Annotated in this window: 13 protein-coding genes and 2 pseudogenes; 11 read left to right on the top strand and 4 right to left on the bottom strand. The window is 50.6% G+C overall.

Annotated features, from left to right (window positions below):
- Positions 1-63 precede the first annotated feature (63 nt).
- Positions 64-1083 (bottom strand): hypothetical protein, encoded by a 1020-nt coding sequence (locus ACYZT6_RS08535; protein WP_462026498.1) that lies wholly within the window; start codon positions 1081-1083, stop codon positions 64-66.
- A 62-nt stretch (positions 1084-1145) separates the two neighbouring features.
- Positions 1146-1994, bottom strand: a complete 849-nt coding sequence (locus ACYZT6_RS08530; protein WP_462026497.1) for a helix-turn-helix domain-containing protein — start codon at positions 1992-1994, stop codon at positions 1146-1148.
- Between the two features lie 163 nt (positions 1995-2157).
- On the opposite strand from ACYZT6_RS08530, the gene ACYZT6_RS08525 reads away from it, so the two are divergent.
- The 4 genes and pseudogenes from ACYZT6_RS08525 to ACYZT6_RS08510 all read left to right on the top strand — a co-directional run.
- Positions 2158-3072 carry an alpha/beta hydrolase gene (locus tag ACYZT6_RS08525; protein ID WP_462026496.1) on the top strand — a complete coding sequence of 305 codons (915 nt, stop codon included), beginning with the start codon at positions 2158-2160 and terminating at the stop codon, positions 3070-3072.
- Positions 3073-3193: 121 nt separating this feature from the next.
- Complete coding sequence (locus ACYZT6_RS08520; protein ID WP_462026495.1) at positions 3194-4009, top strand: alpha/beta fold hydrolase; 816 nt, start codon at positions 3194-3196, stop codon at positions 4007-4009.
- Positions 3999-5180, top strand: coding sequence for a PAS domain-containing sensor histidine kinase (locus tag ACYZT6_RS08515; RefSeq protein WP_462026494.1), 1182 nt, complete (start codon positions 3999-4001; stop codon positions 5178-5180). Before ACYZT6_RS08520 ends, ACYZT6_RS08515 begins: the two co-directional genes overlap by 11 nt.
- Positions 5181-5252: 72 nt before the next feature.
- Positions 5253-5828: pseudogene (locus ACYZT6_RS08510) on the top strand (transporter substrate-binding domain-containing protein); the annotation flags it as partial.
- A 125-nt stretch (positions 5829-5953) separates the two neighbouring features.
- Here the strand turns inward: ACYZT6_RS08510 and ACYZT6_RS08505 are convergent.
- Entirely contained in the window at positions 5954-6154 is a 201-nt protein-coding gene (locus ACYZT6_RS08505) for a hypothetical protein (RefSeq protein ID WP_462026493.1), read from the bottom strand.
- A gap of 1078 nt (positions 6155-7232) precedes the next feature.
- Between ACYZT6_RS08505 and ACYZT6_RS08500 the strand changes: the two genes are divergently transcribed.
- The 7 genes from ACYZT6_RS08500 (at position 7233) to rffA (ending at position 14430) form a co-directional block, all read left to right on the top strand.
- Entirely contained in the window at positions 7233-9146 is a 1914-nt protein-coding gene (locus ACYZT6_RS08500; protein WP_462026492.1) for a hypothetical protein, read from the top strand.
- 123 nt (positions 9147-9269) lie between these two features.
- The gene (locus ACYZT6_RS08495) at positions 9270-10202 is read left to right on the top strand and encodes a glycosyltransferase family 2 protein (RefSeq protein ID WP_462026491.1); all 933 of its coding nucleotides are present in this window, start codon (positions 9270-9272) and stop codon (positions 10200-10202) included.
- A gap of 69 nt (positions 10203-10271) precedes the next feature.
- Positions 10272-10844, top strand: a complete 573-nt coding sequence (locus ACYZT6_RS08490; protein ID WP_462026490.1) for an acyltransferase — start codon at positions 10272-10274, stop codon at positions 10842-10844.
- Positions 10795-11775 carry a class I SAM-dependent methyltransferase gene (locus ACYZT6_RS08485; RefSeq protein WP_462026489.1) on the top strand — a complete coding sequence of 327 codons (981 nt, stop codon included), beginning with the start codon at positions 10795-10797 and terminating at the stop codon, positions 11773-11775. Before ACYZT6_RS08490 ends, ACYZT6_RS08485 begins: the two co-directional genes overlap by 50 nt.
- Before the next feature lie 79 nt (positions 11776-11854).
- On the top strand, positions 11855-12292 hold the full coding sequence (locus ACYZT6_RS08480; protein WP_462026488.1) for a GtrA family protein: 438 nt from the start codon (positions 11855-11857) through the stop codon (positions 12290-12292).
- On the top strand, positions 12292-13164 hold the full coding sequence (locus ACYZT6_RS08475) for a class I SAM-dependent methyltransferase (protein ID WP_462026487.1): 873 nt from the start codon (positions 12292-12294) through the stop codon (positions 13162-13164). Before ACYZT6_RS08480 ends, ACYZT6_RS08475 begins: the two co-directional genes overlap by 1 nt.
- A 126-nt stretch (positions 13165-13290) precedes the next feature.
- On the top strand, positions 13291-14430 hold the full coding sequence (gene rffA / locus ACYZT6_RS08470; protein WP_462026486.1) for a dTDP-4-amino-4,6-dideoxygalactose transaminase: 1140 nt from the start codon (positions 13291-13293) through the stop codon (positions 14428-14430).
- Positions 14431-14611: 181 nt separating this feature from the next.
- On the opposite strand, the pseudogene ACYZT6_RS08465 reads toward rffA, so the two are convergent.
- Positions 14612-15086: pseudogene (locus ACYZT6_RS08465) on the bottom strand (site-specific integrase); the annotation flags it as partial.
- Between the last annotated feature and the right edge of the window lie 258 nt (positions 15087-15344).

Genomic DNA, 15344 nt, shown 5'->3' with positions numbered 1-15344 from the left:
GGGGACGTTGAGTCCTGAAACAGAAGTAGGCGACCTATAGGGGTCGCCGATGCGTCACTTGATTTAACACTCAACGAAATGATCAGCGTTTTCGATGTACATTTCGATATTATGATAGATCCAATAACTTCCTCCTTCCTTCAAGACGCCCACATCACTTTCTTTAACCTTCCAACGTCCAAAAAACACATACTCCAAACCAACATCAATCAAGTCAGCTAATTTACTGTCTTTTAAAACTATTTGAGGAGAAGGCTTTAAAACCACATCATCCTTGTCTGGTTCAACATAGGGCGAATTTAGCTTCACAGTGTGATATTTAAATTTCTCTGACGGCAACGTGATTGCCTCAACCTTTCCGGCAATGACTATTGGCGGGGTTGATGTACCAAGACCATAAATGCCGGCAAGTTTCTCTAGATTTCCGTGATCAAAATAAAAGTCTGACCACGGCACCTTTCTTCCATCAATACTTATTACAACCTTATCGCTGATGTCCGAATTATCTTCACACAGGCTTCTCAGCTCCAAAATCTGTTTGAGCTTACGAAGATAACCACTTAACTCGCCTCGAGCTTTGTAAATCTTGTTTTTGGTTTCTTCTCGCGGCGTACGGTCTTTTTCCGAAAACTCCAATGCAGACAGCTTTTGAAACGCCTTCAGAAGTATGTGCAGTCTAAATTCGTACTTATCGTCACCCACTGAAGAAAACACATCAGACTTAGATTCTTTGGCAATAATTAAAAGCTGCCCTTTAAGATTATACTTACAGCGGTCCACATGAGTTTCTTTAGACCTAAGTCGATAGCTTGGTAAAACTTCAGTTTTACCCGAGGCAAGCTGCCTGTTGTGTCGACTGACAAATGAAAGCCTTGCGGAACACCCCGAAGTCGCGCACATCGGACTCCCAACAGGTGATTGTTCATACTCAAGCGCAGTAAGTGGCCCCTTACCCGTGATTAAAGCTCTGGAAATTTTACTACCCATGATACGTCCCTGTTTGCGGTTATTTAACTTCAGAATCCTCTTACATCTTGCTGGAAATCGCAAAGAGAATTCGGGCTGACAAGCGACTTTTTTCATCCAAAAAGGACGCTCCTTGGCATCGCCCACTCAGAAACTACGATATTGTCCAGAAGGCTCTACTACCTTAATGCAACGCAATTTGCCGCAAGCCCTTTCAACACGTTCCAAGCCTCACTCCCCGGCGAAGCCGTCATCACAAAAATCGCTTGATCAGGGTCTTCAGCACACGCCAGCATTTGCCAATCAAGCACAATCCGCCCCACTTCGGGATGCAAAAACGTCTTGCTGCCAAACGTCGGGCTGGCCACCAGATGGGTCGCCCACCAGCGCCTGAAATCCTCGTCACGCATGGAGAGTTCGCCGATCAGTGACGCAAGTCTCGGGTCGTCCGGATAGCGGGCGGTGTCCATGCGCAAAAAGGCGACGCAATTGCGGCCGTTGTTTTCCCAATCGGCGTAGAGCCTGCGAAATCTCGGGTCAAGAAATGACAATCGAATCAGGTTACGCTGTTCAATCGGGACGGTGGAAAAGTCTATGTAGATGGCCGCCGCCAAGGGGTTCCAGGCCAGCACATCCATGTACCGACCGATGACTATCGCCGGCGCTAAGTGAAGACTGTCCAGCAAGCGCTGGGTTTGTGGACCGACCTGCTGCCGTGGATGCTCGTCATGATGGGTTCTGCCCAGGCGCGCCAGGCGATAGAGGTAATTCAAGTCGTCCTCTTGCAGGCGCATGCTTCGAGCGACCGCGGCAAGCGCAGCTTTCGACGGGTAGAGCCGTCCTTGTTCCAGGCGCGTGTAGTAATCGACGCTGATACCCGCAAGCAATGCGACTTCCTCGCGACGTAAGCCGGGCACCCTGCGCGCCCGTCCTACAGCGGCGGGCAATCCAACCTGCGCTGGATCGAGCTCAGCCCGACGAGCCCTGAGGAATTCTCCGAGGTCGTTTTGTCTGGTTTCTGTATTCATGGGAGGATCATTGCGCGTTGGCGTCGTCCAGGGAAGGCACCCTTTATCATAGGAAAAACTTTCCCAGGAACCGCGCTCTCTTTTTACCGCCCCCCAACGGGACCACTCTTCACCTCGTCAGCCGCCCAGTGTGGCAATACAGCGAACCCGTGGAGCGTCCCCCATGAAGACTAACGTCAACTTCAAAAGCAACGGCCTCAAACTGGCCGGCCACCTCTACACCCCCGACGATCTGCAACCCGGCGAACAGCGCCCGGCGATCGTGGTCAGCCACCCATTTGGCGGCGTGAAAGAACAAACCGCCGGGCTGTACGCACAGAAACTGGCCGCCAAAGGCTTTATCGCCCTGGCATTCGACGCCAGTTTTCAAGGTGAAAGCGAGGGCGAGCCGCGCTACCTGGAAGACCCCTTTGCCCGCGCCGAAGACATCAAAAGCGCCGTGACTTTCCTGTCGACACTCGACGCCGCCGACCCCGAGCGCATCGGCGCGCTGGGCATCTGCGCCTCCGGTGGCTACGTGCCCTACGCCGCCCAGACCGAACGCCGCATCAAAGCCGTCGCGACCGTCAGTGGCGCCGACATGGGGTTGTTGTTCCGCGAAGGCCTGGGCGGCACCGGCAATCCGGACCAACTCAAGCAACTGTTGGCGCAAGTCGGCCAACAACGCACTCGCGAAGCTCAAGGCGAGCCGCGGCGCCTCGACCCTGTCGTGCCAAACAGCCCCGACGAAATTCCCGAAGGCACACCGACCCTTTACCGCGAAGGCTGCGACTACTACCGCACACCCCGGGCACAACACCCCAACTCGCCAAACAAGTATCTGTTTACCAGCATCGACAGAATCGCCGCCTACTCCTCCTATGATCGCGTCGACCTGATCTCGCCTCATCCCTTGCTGATGATTGCCGGCACCGAGGCCGACACTCGTTACTTCAGCGAAATGGCCATCGAGAGGGCGCTAGAGCCGAAAGAGTTGTTCCTGATTGAGGGCGCGTCGCACATCGATCTGTATGACAAAGAGCAATACGTGGGGCCGGCGGTTGAGAAATTGCAGGCATTTTTCAGACAGTATCTGTAAACAACCGAGGGTGCTCCATCGGGGCGCCCTCTTTCCATGTAGCAACGCGTGACCTGATGCCTGTGACTATCTAAACTCCCACGGATGCCAAAACACATTTGGCCCGCCCGGGAAGACACGCATGGACCTTCAACATCGCAACAACGTAAAAGTGATGGGCGACGGTCCGGCGACGCTGATCTTCTCCCATGGCTTCGGCTGCGATCAAACCATGTGGCGTTATCTCGTCGACAACTTTACCGGTCGCTTCAAAGTTGTTTTGTACGACCTGGTCGGTGCAGGGCAGTCGGATCTCAGTGCCTACGACAAAGAAAAATACAACTCACTGGCCGGGTATGCCAACGACCTGGGCGAAATCATCGATCAGTACGCCACCGGCCCGGTGATTCTGGTGGGTCACTCCGTCAGCGCCATGATCGGTGTCTTGGCGGATCGTCAGTCCCCCGACAACATCGCCGCCCACGTCATGATTGGTCCTTCGCCCTGCTACATCGATTCCGACGACTACGTAGGCGGATTCAAACTCGAAGACATCCATTCATTGCTCGACACCCTAGACAGCAACTACCTCGGCTGGTCCAGCACGATGGCCCCGGTGATCATGGGCGCGCCCGGGCAACCGGCGCTCGGCGAAGAACTCACCAACAGTTTCTGCCGCACCGAGCCCGAGATCGCCAAGCAGTTCGCGCGGGTAACGTTCATGTCGGACAACCGCAAAGACATCGCGGGCCTGACCACCCCCACCCTGATTTTGCAATCCACCGACGATCTCATCGCCCCCGTCGCCGTGGGTGAATTCCTGCACGCCGCACTCCCCAACAGCACGCTCTGCCTGGTGGCCAATGTCGGGCATTGCCCGCACATGAGCGCGCCGAGCGCCTGCTCCGAAGCCATGGACAGCTTCCTTTTGCCGTGGGTAGGCGCTGATGTCGACTGATGATCCGTCACTGCCCGACCCGCAGACGCTATTCGAAGGAGCGCCTTGCGGGTTAGTAGTGACGAAAGAGGACGGCACGATCCTGCGCAGCAATCAGACGTTCAGCAACTGGATCGGCTTCGATGTCCAAGCGTTGATCGGCCGGCGCTTTCAAGACCTGCTGACCATGGGTGGACGCATTTTTCATCAAACCCATTGGGCGCCGCTGATGAAAATGCAAGGCTCCGTAGCCGAGGTGAAACTCGATCTGGTTCACCAGGACAAACGGATCGTCACCATGCTGCTCAACGGCGTAAGGCGCGAGCACGCCAGCGGCGCGTTTTATGAACTGGCGCTGTTCGGCACCACCGACCGCGACAAGTACGAGCGCGAACTGCTCAATGCCCGAAAACTTGCGGAGGAACTGTTATCCAAGAAGATGGCCGCCGACGCCGCCCTTCTCGAGGCCCAGACCCAACTGAACCTGGCCTACGAAAAGGCCAAACGCCGCGCCTCGTTCGCCGAACAAATGGTCGCCATCGTCAGCCACGACCTGAAAAACCCGCTGACCGCGATCAAAATGGCCTCCGACATCCTCGCCCGAGGACAACGCACCGCCAAAGAAACCAAGATGCTCGGCCACATCAGCCAATCAGCGGAACGTGCGCAGCGCATGATCGCCGACCTGCTGGACTTCGCCCTGGCCAGAGTCGGACGCGGCATCGGCATTTCTCCTACATCGCTGGACTTGCATTCCTTCGTCAGCCAGAGCGTCGATGAGTTGCGTGTTGCGTTTCCTGAGGCGAAGTTGCTGCACCAGTCCATTGGCACCCGTAGCGCTCATCTGGATGCTGATCGGGTCCAACAAATCATCGGCAACCTGGTGGCTAATAGCGTGGCTTATGGCGATTTGCAGCAGCCGATTACCATTACTTCACGATTGGAAGATGATCAGGCCGTTGTGTCGGTACAAAACCACGGGCCGGTTATTCCCGAGTCGTTGATGGCGGTGCTGTTTGAGCCGATGACTCGAGGCACGGAGACGGACAGTGATGTGCGGAGCGTGGGACTGGGGTTGTTTATCGTCCGGGAAATCGCCAAGGCCCATGGCGGGGATGTTTCGGTGAGTTCGAGTCTGGAGGGCGGGACGGTGTTTAGTGTTTATTTTCCGTTGGGGGCTGTTGCGCTTTAAGCGCTGCGCCGAGAACTATCAAATCCATCATGGAAGCCGGATAACAATGAAAAGCATAAAAAGCATAATTATGTGGGCGTCAAAGTTGAATGGGTGCAGACCACCTGGAAAACCCTGATGCCCGACATGCTGGCCGGAAAGTGCGACATCGGCGTCGGCGGCATCTCGGTCACCCTGGAACGCCAGAAAAAGGCCTTCTTCAGCACCACACTGGACGTCGACGGCAAGATCCCGTTAGTGCGCTGCGAAGATCAGGCGTTGTACCAGACCGTCGAACAAATCAACCTGCCTTCGGTTCGATTGGTCGAACCGGCCGGTGGTACTAACGAAGCATTTGTCCACGCGTTTCTGCCCAAGGCGCAATTGAGCCTTCACGACAATGTGACGATCTTCCAGGAGCTGTTAGATCAGAAGGCTGACGTGATGATTACCGATGCGTCGGAGGCGCTGTATCAGCAGAAACTTAAACCCGGGTTGTGTGCGGTGAATCCGAGTCAGTTTATGCAGTACGGTGAGAAGGCCTATCTGCTGCCCCGTGACGATATGACTTGGAAGTTGTATGTCGATCAGTGGCTGCACCTGGCCAAGGTGACTGGTAACTATCAGAAAGTTTTGGGCCAGTGGATAGCAACGCCCTCCCCCAAATAGCCGGCCCATCCACGACCCGTGTAGCAGCTGGCGCAGCCTGCGTCCGTCTGCGAAGCAGTCGCAAAATCAGCACCACGGTACATGACGTGATTTGGCGCAAGCATGTTCCGCCGTCGCGTCACACCTTAGTCATCGTGCAACAACCCCGAACTGTACTCACTAAAACTGCTACCAATCGCACTCCCGCCAAGGTTCAACTTGTTGGCGCCATGGCCATCGAACGATTGGCAACCTTCTGAAAAACAGGTGCTGGTGCTGACACCTGAGCACGCGCTTAACAGCAAAGCGCTGGTGATCATCACGACTTTGAAGAGGTTTGAGATCATTTTTCAGATTCCGGTGGGCTGGACGCGTGGTGGTACGACCTTTAATCCTCATCCTAGGACGCCAATTCGTCAGACATTATGAAACTTGGCCGTGCGACAGCATTGGTTCAGCTATGGCGATTTCTTGATGCACAAACAGGGCGTTACTTAATGCACTTTTTGTGCACCCTGGTGCGTTTTGGTCAGGGTTCTACTGGGTCGACGCTGGTGGCCGAGAGGACGATCTAACAATTGGAGATTATCTAGCGTTTGAAGACCCGCGCGGCCTGATTGCGTCGACATACAATCCTGCTCTAGGAATGAGAGTCGAAGATTGCCTGACTGCCGGCTTTAGTAGTACTTGTGCAGCCAGAAGTCGAACAATCACCATGTTTCCGTTATGGCTAATGCAGTCAGTACGACGTTTATAAGGGACGAGACCGTGAATCTCTATAGCTTTTAACTTCGGCGTTCAAGAGATATCGATTTATTTGAATCGCACCTGATTTCGTAGGGCGCCTGTAACTCCGATTTATTTGATGTACCCAAAAAGACTGATTTTACGGTCATAAATATCTGACAACATTTCCAAAACAAAGCCTGTTTACCAACTGTGATCTTCAACACCCATGCTTGCAGTAGTCTATAAACATCCGTTTTCAGCATCAAAATACCTGTGATCTCGCCTCTTGCCCAACCACTTAACGGATCAATGTGTCCCAGGACAACCCCTCAAGATCCTTGACTCCCCCATATGTCTAGCTATTCAAGAAAGGGCTTGGAGGTAAGCGGGTTTGATCGCTGCATTGACAGGGGAGAATCCAGCATGCCCCGACATTGTGGCCTCACGATGACCAAATGCCCTCAAGGGCCCTCCCCAATCGAGGCTTATCGACAGCCCCCCTACGTGGCTCAGTAACGGCGCAATCCTGCTCGGGGCCGGACCGAAGAAACGTTTCGATCCTCAGTCGTCGATCGTACTGCTGTGCGTTCGATCACGTGGTCACAGAATGGACAAAACTGCCCGCGTTAACCGATGAAGCCAGATGACAGAGGAACCTCGTGCCCGTAATATAGTCGCCTTCCCGGTGTCAACCTAGTGAAGGTAATCGTGCGACACGTTGAAATCGACAAAAAAAATCAAAAAAAAATCTCAGGATTTGAGCGCATACTTCTCATATTTTGTGCTTTAGGAACGATTTCAATACTGACGTGGGTCTTGAAACTCAGTAACTATGGGATAGACTTCACAGACGAAGGCTTTTATCTAGTCTGGATAGCCAACCCTTACTTATACAGCTGGTCGGCAACTCAATTTGGGTTTGTATATCATGCCCTATATCTGTTACTGAACGGAGATATCGCCAGTCTTCGACAAGTAAACATCTTAATCACATTCGGATTATCTTGGGCTCTCTCTTTTCTCGTCCTAGGTTCGCTGAAAAACGACCCCTACGAAAAGAAAACCACACTGCATATCACAGCCTTAGGGCTAGCTACAGCATCTCTTATTGCATTTGACTATTGGCTACCCACCCCGAGTTATAATAGCTTGGCATTCCAAGCGTTGCTGGTTGCGTCCATTGGCTTGATGTTGCCTGAGAACACCAACTCTATAAAAAATTGGGCTGGCTGGATTCTGACTGGTGTCGGCGGCTGGCTTGCGTTTATGGCGAAACCTAGCACTGCACTTGCGCTGGGAATAGGCGTAATATTATATTTGATTATTTCTAGAAAATTATCACTTCGCATGTTTTTTGTTGCACTGTCAACTGCGCTCCTATTACTTCTTTCCAGCGCCTTGTTAATTGATGGATCCATTATTAACTTTACGGACAGATTGAGAACGGGGTTTCAGTTCGGGAAATTTTTAGGTGGTGGGCATACGCTTGAAAGCATCGTTCGCGTGGACACCTTTACATTGGGGGCACGCGAAATTTATGCAGTTCTTTTTTTGTCCTTCGTTTCTTTAACCTCCATATACCTTGCCTGTTCAAAAAAACTTATATTTAAAATCCTATCAATTTTATCATGCGCATTATTTTTATGTGTGACTGCATCTTTTACTCTTGGTTTAACTTCGCAAACTGCAGGATTTGGTCAATTTCAAGAACTCATCATTTGGGGAATAGTTTTTTCAATCGTCGCCGTTGGCGTAATGTCCAGCCTGAAAAAAAACCATCCCGGCATCTCCTCGGAACGATGGAGCATCGCACTACTATTTTTAGTAATGCCGTACATTTATGCATTTGGTACGAATGGCAATTATTGGCAAACCGGAGGGAACGTCGCTATTTTTTGGTTGTTTAGCGGCCTGATGTTATTAAGTCCATTTGCCCGCACTAGAACAGAGCTGCTTTTTTTAGTCCCTCTCATTCTTACCGTGCAGACTGTAACAGCAACGCTGCTGCAGAAAGGATTAGAGTTCCCATATCGACAAACACAAGCGCTTAGACTAAACGATACCTCAACTGAAATCGGTATGCCAGGTTCAAACCTTGTGTTATCTAATGGATATGCAAAGTACTTTGAAGACGCGAAAAGCGTTGCGCGGCGTGCAGGCTTCATTACAAATACGCCAGTGATTGATATGACAGGTCAATCTCCTGGAATTCTTTATGCATTACGGGCGGAAAATATCGGTCAAGCATGGACCATTGGCGGATACTCAGGCAGTTCGGAGCTCGCTAAAGCTGCTTTGAACCGTACTACCTGCGAGAAGATTGCATCCGCTTGGATATTGTTTGAATCCGATGGTCCTCGCAGCATCCCGCTCGAAGTCTTGCCGAGCTTGGGCGCTGACTTTCCAAAAAACTACACACAAATGGGATCATGGCAAACAGCCGAGGGGGCTGGGGGATACCCCACGACCCGCGTTCAAACTTTGTACGCTCCTGCAACAGTAAAAGAGACGCTTGACGCCTGTTATGCATTGCGTGAAAAGGAGACTCTTTTGAAAAAGTCCTTACCTATCAGCCAATCCTCATCAAATGGAAAGGTTGCTTCGATATGATTGCTACTATGGCTGAACTCATTTTTATAAATCACCGGCAATGTAACTGGTGCAGCCAAGACCAAAACAAGGCCCGCGAAATACAACGACTGGCGCTGTCCACAACCTATGGAAAGTAAACGCATGACATCCCCGCAGATTTCCGTCGTTATCCCGGTGTACAAGGCCGAAAATTGTCTTGACGAGCTTTATCTGCGTTTAAAGATCTCGCTGGAAACTATATCGGAAAGTTTTGAAATCGTGCTCGTCGAAGATTGTGGCGGTGACAATTCTTGGGATGTGATCGAACGACTAGCTTCAGCAGATCCACGGGTGCGTGGCATGCAGTTCAGCCGCAACTTCGGGCAGCATTACGGCATCACCGCGGGGTTAGATATTTGCCAAGGCGACTGGGTTGTCGTGATGGATTGCGACTTGCAGGATCGTCCTGAGGAGATTCCACGTCTATACGCTAAAGCACAGGAAGGCTATGACATAGTTTTGGCGCGGCGCGGCGCTCGGCGCGACCCACCACTGAAACGAATTTCCTCTTGGCTATTTTATAGAATATTCAGCTATTTAACTGACACTAAATATGATGGGGAAACCGGCAATTTTCGAATAATGTCACGCAAAGTGGTGGAAAATTTCCGTCGAATGGGAGAGCAACTGCGCTTCTTTGGTGGTTTAGTGCAGTGGATCGGTTTCCCTACCGCGAGTATTGATGTTGAGCATGCTGAGCGCTTTGAAGGAAAATCGACTTACACTTTCCGAAAGCTATGGAAGTTAGCGTCTGAAACGATCATTGCTCATTCCGACAAACCATTACGCTTAGCTACTCGCTTCGGCTTCTTGATGGCATTTTTTTCATTCTGCTATGGAACCTATATCCTGAGCCATGCGTTGATATATGGTTCATCCATACCAGGATGGAACAGCTTGTTTGTTTCACTGTATTTTATTGGTGGAATCATAATCGCAATTCTCGGAATGCTTGGAGTCTATCTCGGAAAAACTTTCGACGAGAGTAAGAAGCGCCCGCTGTACATCGTAAGACGGGTGACCTTTGATGAATAGGCGCGAAGTAGTCAAACCATCAAGCGCGTATTCGTCGCATAACTTGATAAACAATTAAGGAGGCGCGGTTTGGCATTTTTAGACGAAAAGGCATTGGCCGCTCTTGGTTTTAAATACATAGGCACCAATGTCAAAGTAAGCGACAAAGCATCAATCTATAATCCAGAACTCATGGAGATAGGTAGTGACTCACGCATTGATGATTTTTGTGTGATTTCTGGAAAAGTTACTATTGGCCAGAATGTTCATATCGCGGTGTTCTGCAATGTGGGGGGCGGTGAAGCAGGGGTCACTCTCGAAGATTTTAGTGGCTTGGCATACGGATGCCAGGTCTTCGCTCAATCAGACGATTATTCCGGTCGGACTCTCACAAATCCAACAGTCCCTGACAAATTCAAAAGTGAGACCAAGGCGCCCGTATACATTAAACGTCATTCTATCGTTGGAGTCTCATCGATTATTTTCCCTGGCGTCACATTGGAAGAGGGAACTTCCGTGGGCGCAATGAGCTTAGTTACGAAGTCTACCGAAGCGTGGTCTGTTTACTTTGGAGTTCCAGCCAGGCGCTTAAAGACACGCAAGCGAAACCTCCTTGAGCTTGAAAAAGATTACATTTTGGAAAAAAATCATGACAAAAAATAATCTGAAGGCTACGTTATTCCATCAATCAGCTCATTTGCTAGAGCATGATTTATTGACGCCTAGCGCTTTTTGCACCTTTTGTGAATCAACGCAAAGAACACCTGTAGCAAATTTGCAAGAAAGCCCTGATGTGGTCCTTTTGCATTGCCAAAAATGCCATGCGTCGTCTGCTTCGAGAATGCCCAAACCAGAAACACTGAGTAAATACTACTCTCGATACTATGACTCATTCGATGACAAAGATGAAAAAATCACATTAGATGCGCCTGACCGTATGGCATGCCATATAGTCCGACATGCAAAACCTGCACTCGGCAAACTGACAGGGCGAGACATTTCAATTCTCGATTACGGCGGGGGTGACGGTTCAATTTCAGCGAAGATTGCCCACGAACTAATAGTGCTCGGAGCCGCAAAAGTTAGTATTGCGCTCATTGATTACAATACAAGCACAATTGAACCCTCTGATAATCGGATAAAGATATATCGCCCGAACGACCTCAAAGAAATCAGCGATAAAACAATGCACCTTGTAGTTGCCAGCGCGGTTCTGGAGCACATTCCTGAACCACGTGAAATTTTGGCCAGGCTTCTAGCATCGCTGAAACCAGACGGTGTATTTTACGCAAGGACACCTTATGTCACGCCTTTGTCAAAGATAGCAAAAGCCGTAAATATCAATTTCGACTTTACTTACCCTGCTCACGTTCACGACCTAGGCGCAAAGTTTTGGAACAACGTCATCCATATTTTACCACTAGAGGGCCAGTTCAGTGTATTTCGCTCAACCCCTTCAATCGTCGAAACGACGTTTAAACAACACTTCTTGCGTACCTTAATAGCTCATACTCTAAAACTGCCGGGGTATGCATTTAAAGAAGCTTACGGATTAGTTGGGGGATGGGAAGTTTTCATCCGCCGTATGTCCTGATGTCAGGTGGGTGATTATCTGACAGTTACCATGTATCATGCTCTCCATACGGCTGCTACTGTCAGACAGATCGCCACAAATGAGTCTTGAGTTGCATATGAAGCATTTGACACGGAGAAAGTCCCTACGGCAGATATTCAGTTATATGCTAATAGGCGCATTAACCAACCTTGCGGGTTATGGATTGTATATTCTCCTGACATATTTTGGGAACACGCCGAAAATAACGATGAGTATTTTGTACTCCGCCGGCGCAATCATCGGATTTTTTGCTAATCGACGCTTCACCTTTGGGCATGATGGACATATCGGCAGTGCTGGCGTCCGCTATCTTCTGGCGCAGCTATTCGGTTATTTTTTGAATTTTGTGTTGCTAGTGATTTTTGTAGACTGGGTGGGATTTGCACATCAAATCGTCCAGGCGATAGCAATTGTCGTAGTGGCGATTTTTTTGTTTATCGTATCGCGGGCTTTTGTGTTCCCTCCGCGCACCACCGAAAACGGGAGAGCAAGGTAATGAGAAGCTGCCTGAAGTGCACACATGCTTTTTCTTCGGATGTATGGCTTTGTCCTGCATGCGGTTATGAACCCGTTCAGCTGAATGGCTTTGACGCACATGCTGAAGAGTTTGCGAATGGCGGAGGCGGCTTCAATCCCGAGTATTTTGAGGAGCTTGCAAGTTTAGAGGCTGCCAATTTTTGGTTTCGAGCGCGTAACGAACTTATTCTCTGGGCGCTGCAAACGCATAAGCCAAACGCTCATTCCTTGCTGGAAGTGGGCTGTGGCACTGGGTTTGTGTTATCTGGTATTGCCAAGCACAACCCAAGGATGGCACTTAGCGGGAGTGAAATTTTTCTCACTGGTTTATCTCATGCGGCTGCGCGAGTGCCCACAGCCCAGTTCATGCAGATGGATGCACGGCATGTGCCGTTTTTGAACGAATTCGACGCGATCGGCGCCTTCGACGTGCTTGAGCACATCGAGGAAGATGAGACTGTCCTTACACAACTGCATAAGGCTCTCAAACCCACAGGTGTTTTGTTGTTGACGATACCGCAACATCCATGGCTGTGGAGCGCCAACGATGACTATGCATGTCACGTCCGCCGATATACGGCTAAAGAGCTCCATAAAAAGGTCATTGACGCCGGCTTCCGCATAGAACGAAGTACCTCGTTTGTAAGTTTGCTACTGCCTGCAATGATGTTATCGCGCCGAACGCCAGATAATAAAATTACTGAACACGATGTTACGGCTGAGTTACGTCTTCCAGAATCACTAAATAATATTTTCCTAGGCATAATGCGTATAGAGCAGAGACTAATCAAGTTTGGCGCGAATTTCACATTCGGTGGCTCCAGATTAGTTGTAGCCAGGAAGGACATATGACTTCTAATATGAACGAATCGTTCAAGCAGCGGTTGTTGTTGATTTTTATACAGAAGCGTGAAATACCTCTCCCGTCACCATTTAGTTTTTGGTGGCAGGAACGCATCGACTTAAGGGGTTTGAGTGGTGGATAAAACAATTCAATTTAATCGACCTTATATGACGGGCAAAGAGCTTTATTACATCGCAGAGGCAAAGTTTGGCAACATGCTGGCTGGCGATGGTCCCTTTACCAAGCGTTGCCATAATTGGTTAGAGCAGAACAGTGGGTGTAGCAAGGCGTTATTGACGCATTCTTGCACCGCCGCGCTTGAAATGGCCGCCTTGCTGCTAGATATTCAGCCAGGTGACGAGATAATCATGCCGTCGTACACCTTTGTATCTACAGCCAATGCTTTTGTCCTCCGTGGTGGCGTCCCGGTGTTTGTTGATATCCGAGAAGACACGCTGAATCTGGACGAAAGGCTCATTGAGGCTGCAATCACTCCACGTACGCGTGCAATCGTGCCAGTGCACTATGCGGGAATTGCATGCGAGATGGACACAATTATGGCCGTCGCAAAAAAGCACGGTCTAAAGGTAGTTGAAGACGCGGCACAGGGAGTAATGGCAACCTACAAGGGTCGTGCGCTTGGAAGTATCGGCGACATAGGTGCCTACAGCTTTCACGAAACCAAGAACGTGATTTCCGGCGAGGGTGGTGCCTTGCTTGTCAATGATCCTAAGATGGCTCTGCGAGCAGAAATCATCCGAGAAAAAGGGACTGATCGTAGTCGGTTTTTCCGGGGTGAAGTCGATAAGTACACTTGGCAAGAGGTGGGCTCCTCATTTTTGCCGGGTGAACTGATCGCTGCTTTCTTGTGGGCACAGCTTGAGGAGGCAGATCGAATAACTGAAAACCGGCTGGATAGCTGGAAGCGCTACCACGAACTTCTCGACCCACTTGAAGCCAAAGGAGTCTTGCGCAGGCCGATCGTGCCTGGAGACTGCCAACACAATGCCCATATGTACTACGTGTTACTGGCGTCAGATATTGACAGGCAGAAGGTACTCGCTGAATTTAAGCGTAATGAAATTTTGTCGGTGTTCCACTACGTGCCCCTCCACTCTTCCCCCGCGGGTGTGCGATACGGCCGAGCACACGGCGAGCTTAGAGTAACGGTGAGCCAGTCTGAAAGATTAATCCGGTTACCACTCTGGGTTGGTTTGTCAGCGGAGCAGCAACATCGTGTGGTAGAAGTTTTGAGTAATATTAGTAGCTTGTAAATTCGACACAAAGACCTTCCTCATTCCTTGAGGAAGGTGCACCGCCAATAGGCGGCCTGAAAAGGGCCAGCAACGGTTACGTCCAGCGTAAGATATTTTGGGTGTACAGGCCCCTCAATACAGGTGGCGGAAAATGGCCACACTTTACGCCTTTTTACCGGCAACCCATCAGTATCGAAAGCGGAACCAAGCGCTGGCAATAACTCTGCTGAGAAATGTATTTCACTGCTTCGCGATGCGACAAATCGTTGCCGACCGTCTGCGCCTGCACGCCGCCGCCCTCTTTGCTCATCGTCACTGCGCGAACTCGACCAGCTTCTGACTGCCCAGTGCTAAGTCATCGAGGTCACCCAGCCATGTGTCCTTGATCGCCTTCAGTGTCGCGTTCTTGGTCTTGCCCAGCGGCCGGATCTTCTCGCACTCATCCAGGTACTGCCCGATCATCTTCTTGATTGTCACACCCTTGCGGTTCGCGCGCTCGATGGCACCCGGTTCGGCCAGCTCCTTCTCGCGACGCTTGATCCAGGCCTGAGCGACCTGCTTACGGTCGAAGGATTGGCTTTCCTGATAAACTGTCTTCCCGTCCCGATTGATCCGTATTGCGCCGTGTAGGCCGTCGAGTTGTCCTTGCACTTGCGTGATGTGATCGTGCCCATTTCCAGTTGCGACTTCGAAAAACAAGGAAAAATGGGTAAAAACCGCTGTATAAAAGATCAGTATCAATGAATTTCGAAAAACCTGAAGCCCCTGCAACTGCTAGCCCTGCCCGTTCCGAGCCGTCCCGCCGCTTCAGCGTGGCGCCGATGATGGATTGGATGTAGCAATCCACCAAAGCACCGGCCCACCTAGCTACCTCTGCTGCATCTCTTTGCTTTGTAGCAATTTCTTAGCAACCCGTAGCACATGCCAACCTA

Source organism: Pseudomonas sp. RT6P73 (genome assembly GCF_054897715.1).
This window is presented reverse-complemented; position numbering and strand designations above follow the sequence as displayed.

Excerpts from the sequence above, each read along its gene's own strand:
- ACYZT6_RS08535 (WP_462026498.1), bottom strand. The coding sequence starts at position 1,083 with ATGAAAAAAGTCGCTTGTCAGCCCGAATTCTCTTTGCGATTTCCAGCA.
- ACYZT6_RS08530 (WP_462026497.1), bottom strand. The coding sequence starts at position 1,994 with ATGAATACAGAAACCAGACAAAACGACCTCGGAGAATTCCTCAGGGCT.
- ACYZT6_RS08525 (WP_462026496.1), top strand. The coding sequence starts at position 2,158 with ATGAAGACTAACGTCAACTTCAAAAGCAACGGCCTCAAACTGGCCGGC.
- ACYZT6_RS08520 (WP_462026495.1), top strand. The coding sequence starts at position 3,194 with ATGGACCTTCAACATCGCAACAACGTAAAAGTGATGGGCGACGGTCCG.
- ACYZT6_RS08515 (WP_462026494.1), top strand. The coding sequence starts at position 3,999 with ATGTCGACTGATGATCCGTCACTGCCCGACCCGCAGACGCTATTCGAA.
- ACYZT6_RS08505 (WP_462026493.1), bottom strand. The coding sequence starts at position 6,154 with ATGATCTCAAACCTCTTCAAAGTCGTGATGATCACCAGCGCTTTGCTG.
- ACYZT6_RS08495 (WP_462026491.1), top strand. The coding sequence starts at position 9,270 with ATGACATCCCCGCAGATTTCCGTCGTTATCCCGGTGTACAAGGCCGAA.
- ACYZT6_RS08480 (WP_462026488.1), top strand. The coding sequence starts at position 11,855 with ATGAGTCTTGAGTTGCATATGAAGCATTTGACACGGAGAAAGTCCCTA.
- ACYZT6_RS08475 (WP_462026487.1), top strand. The coding sequence starts at position 12,292 with ATGAGAAGCTGCCTGAAGTGCACACATGCTTTTTCTTCGGATGTATGG.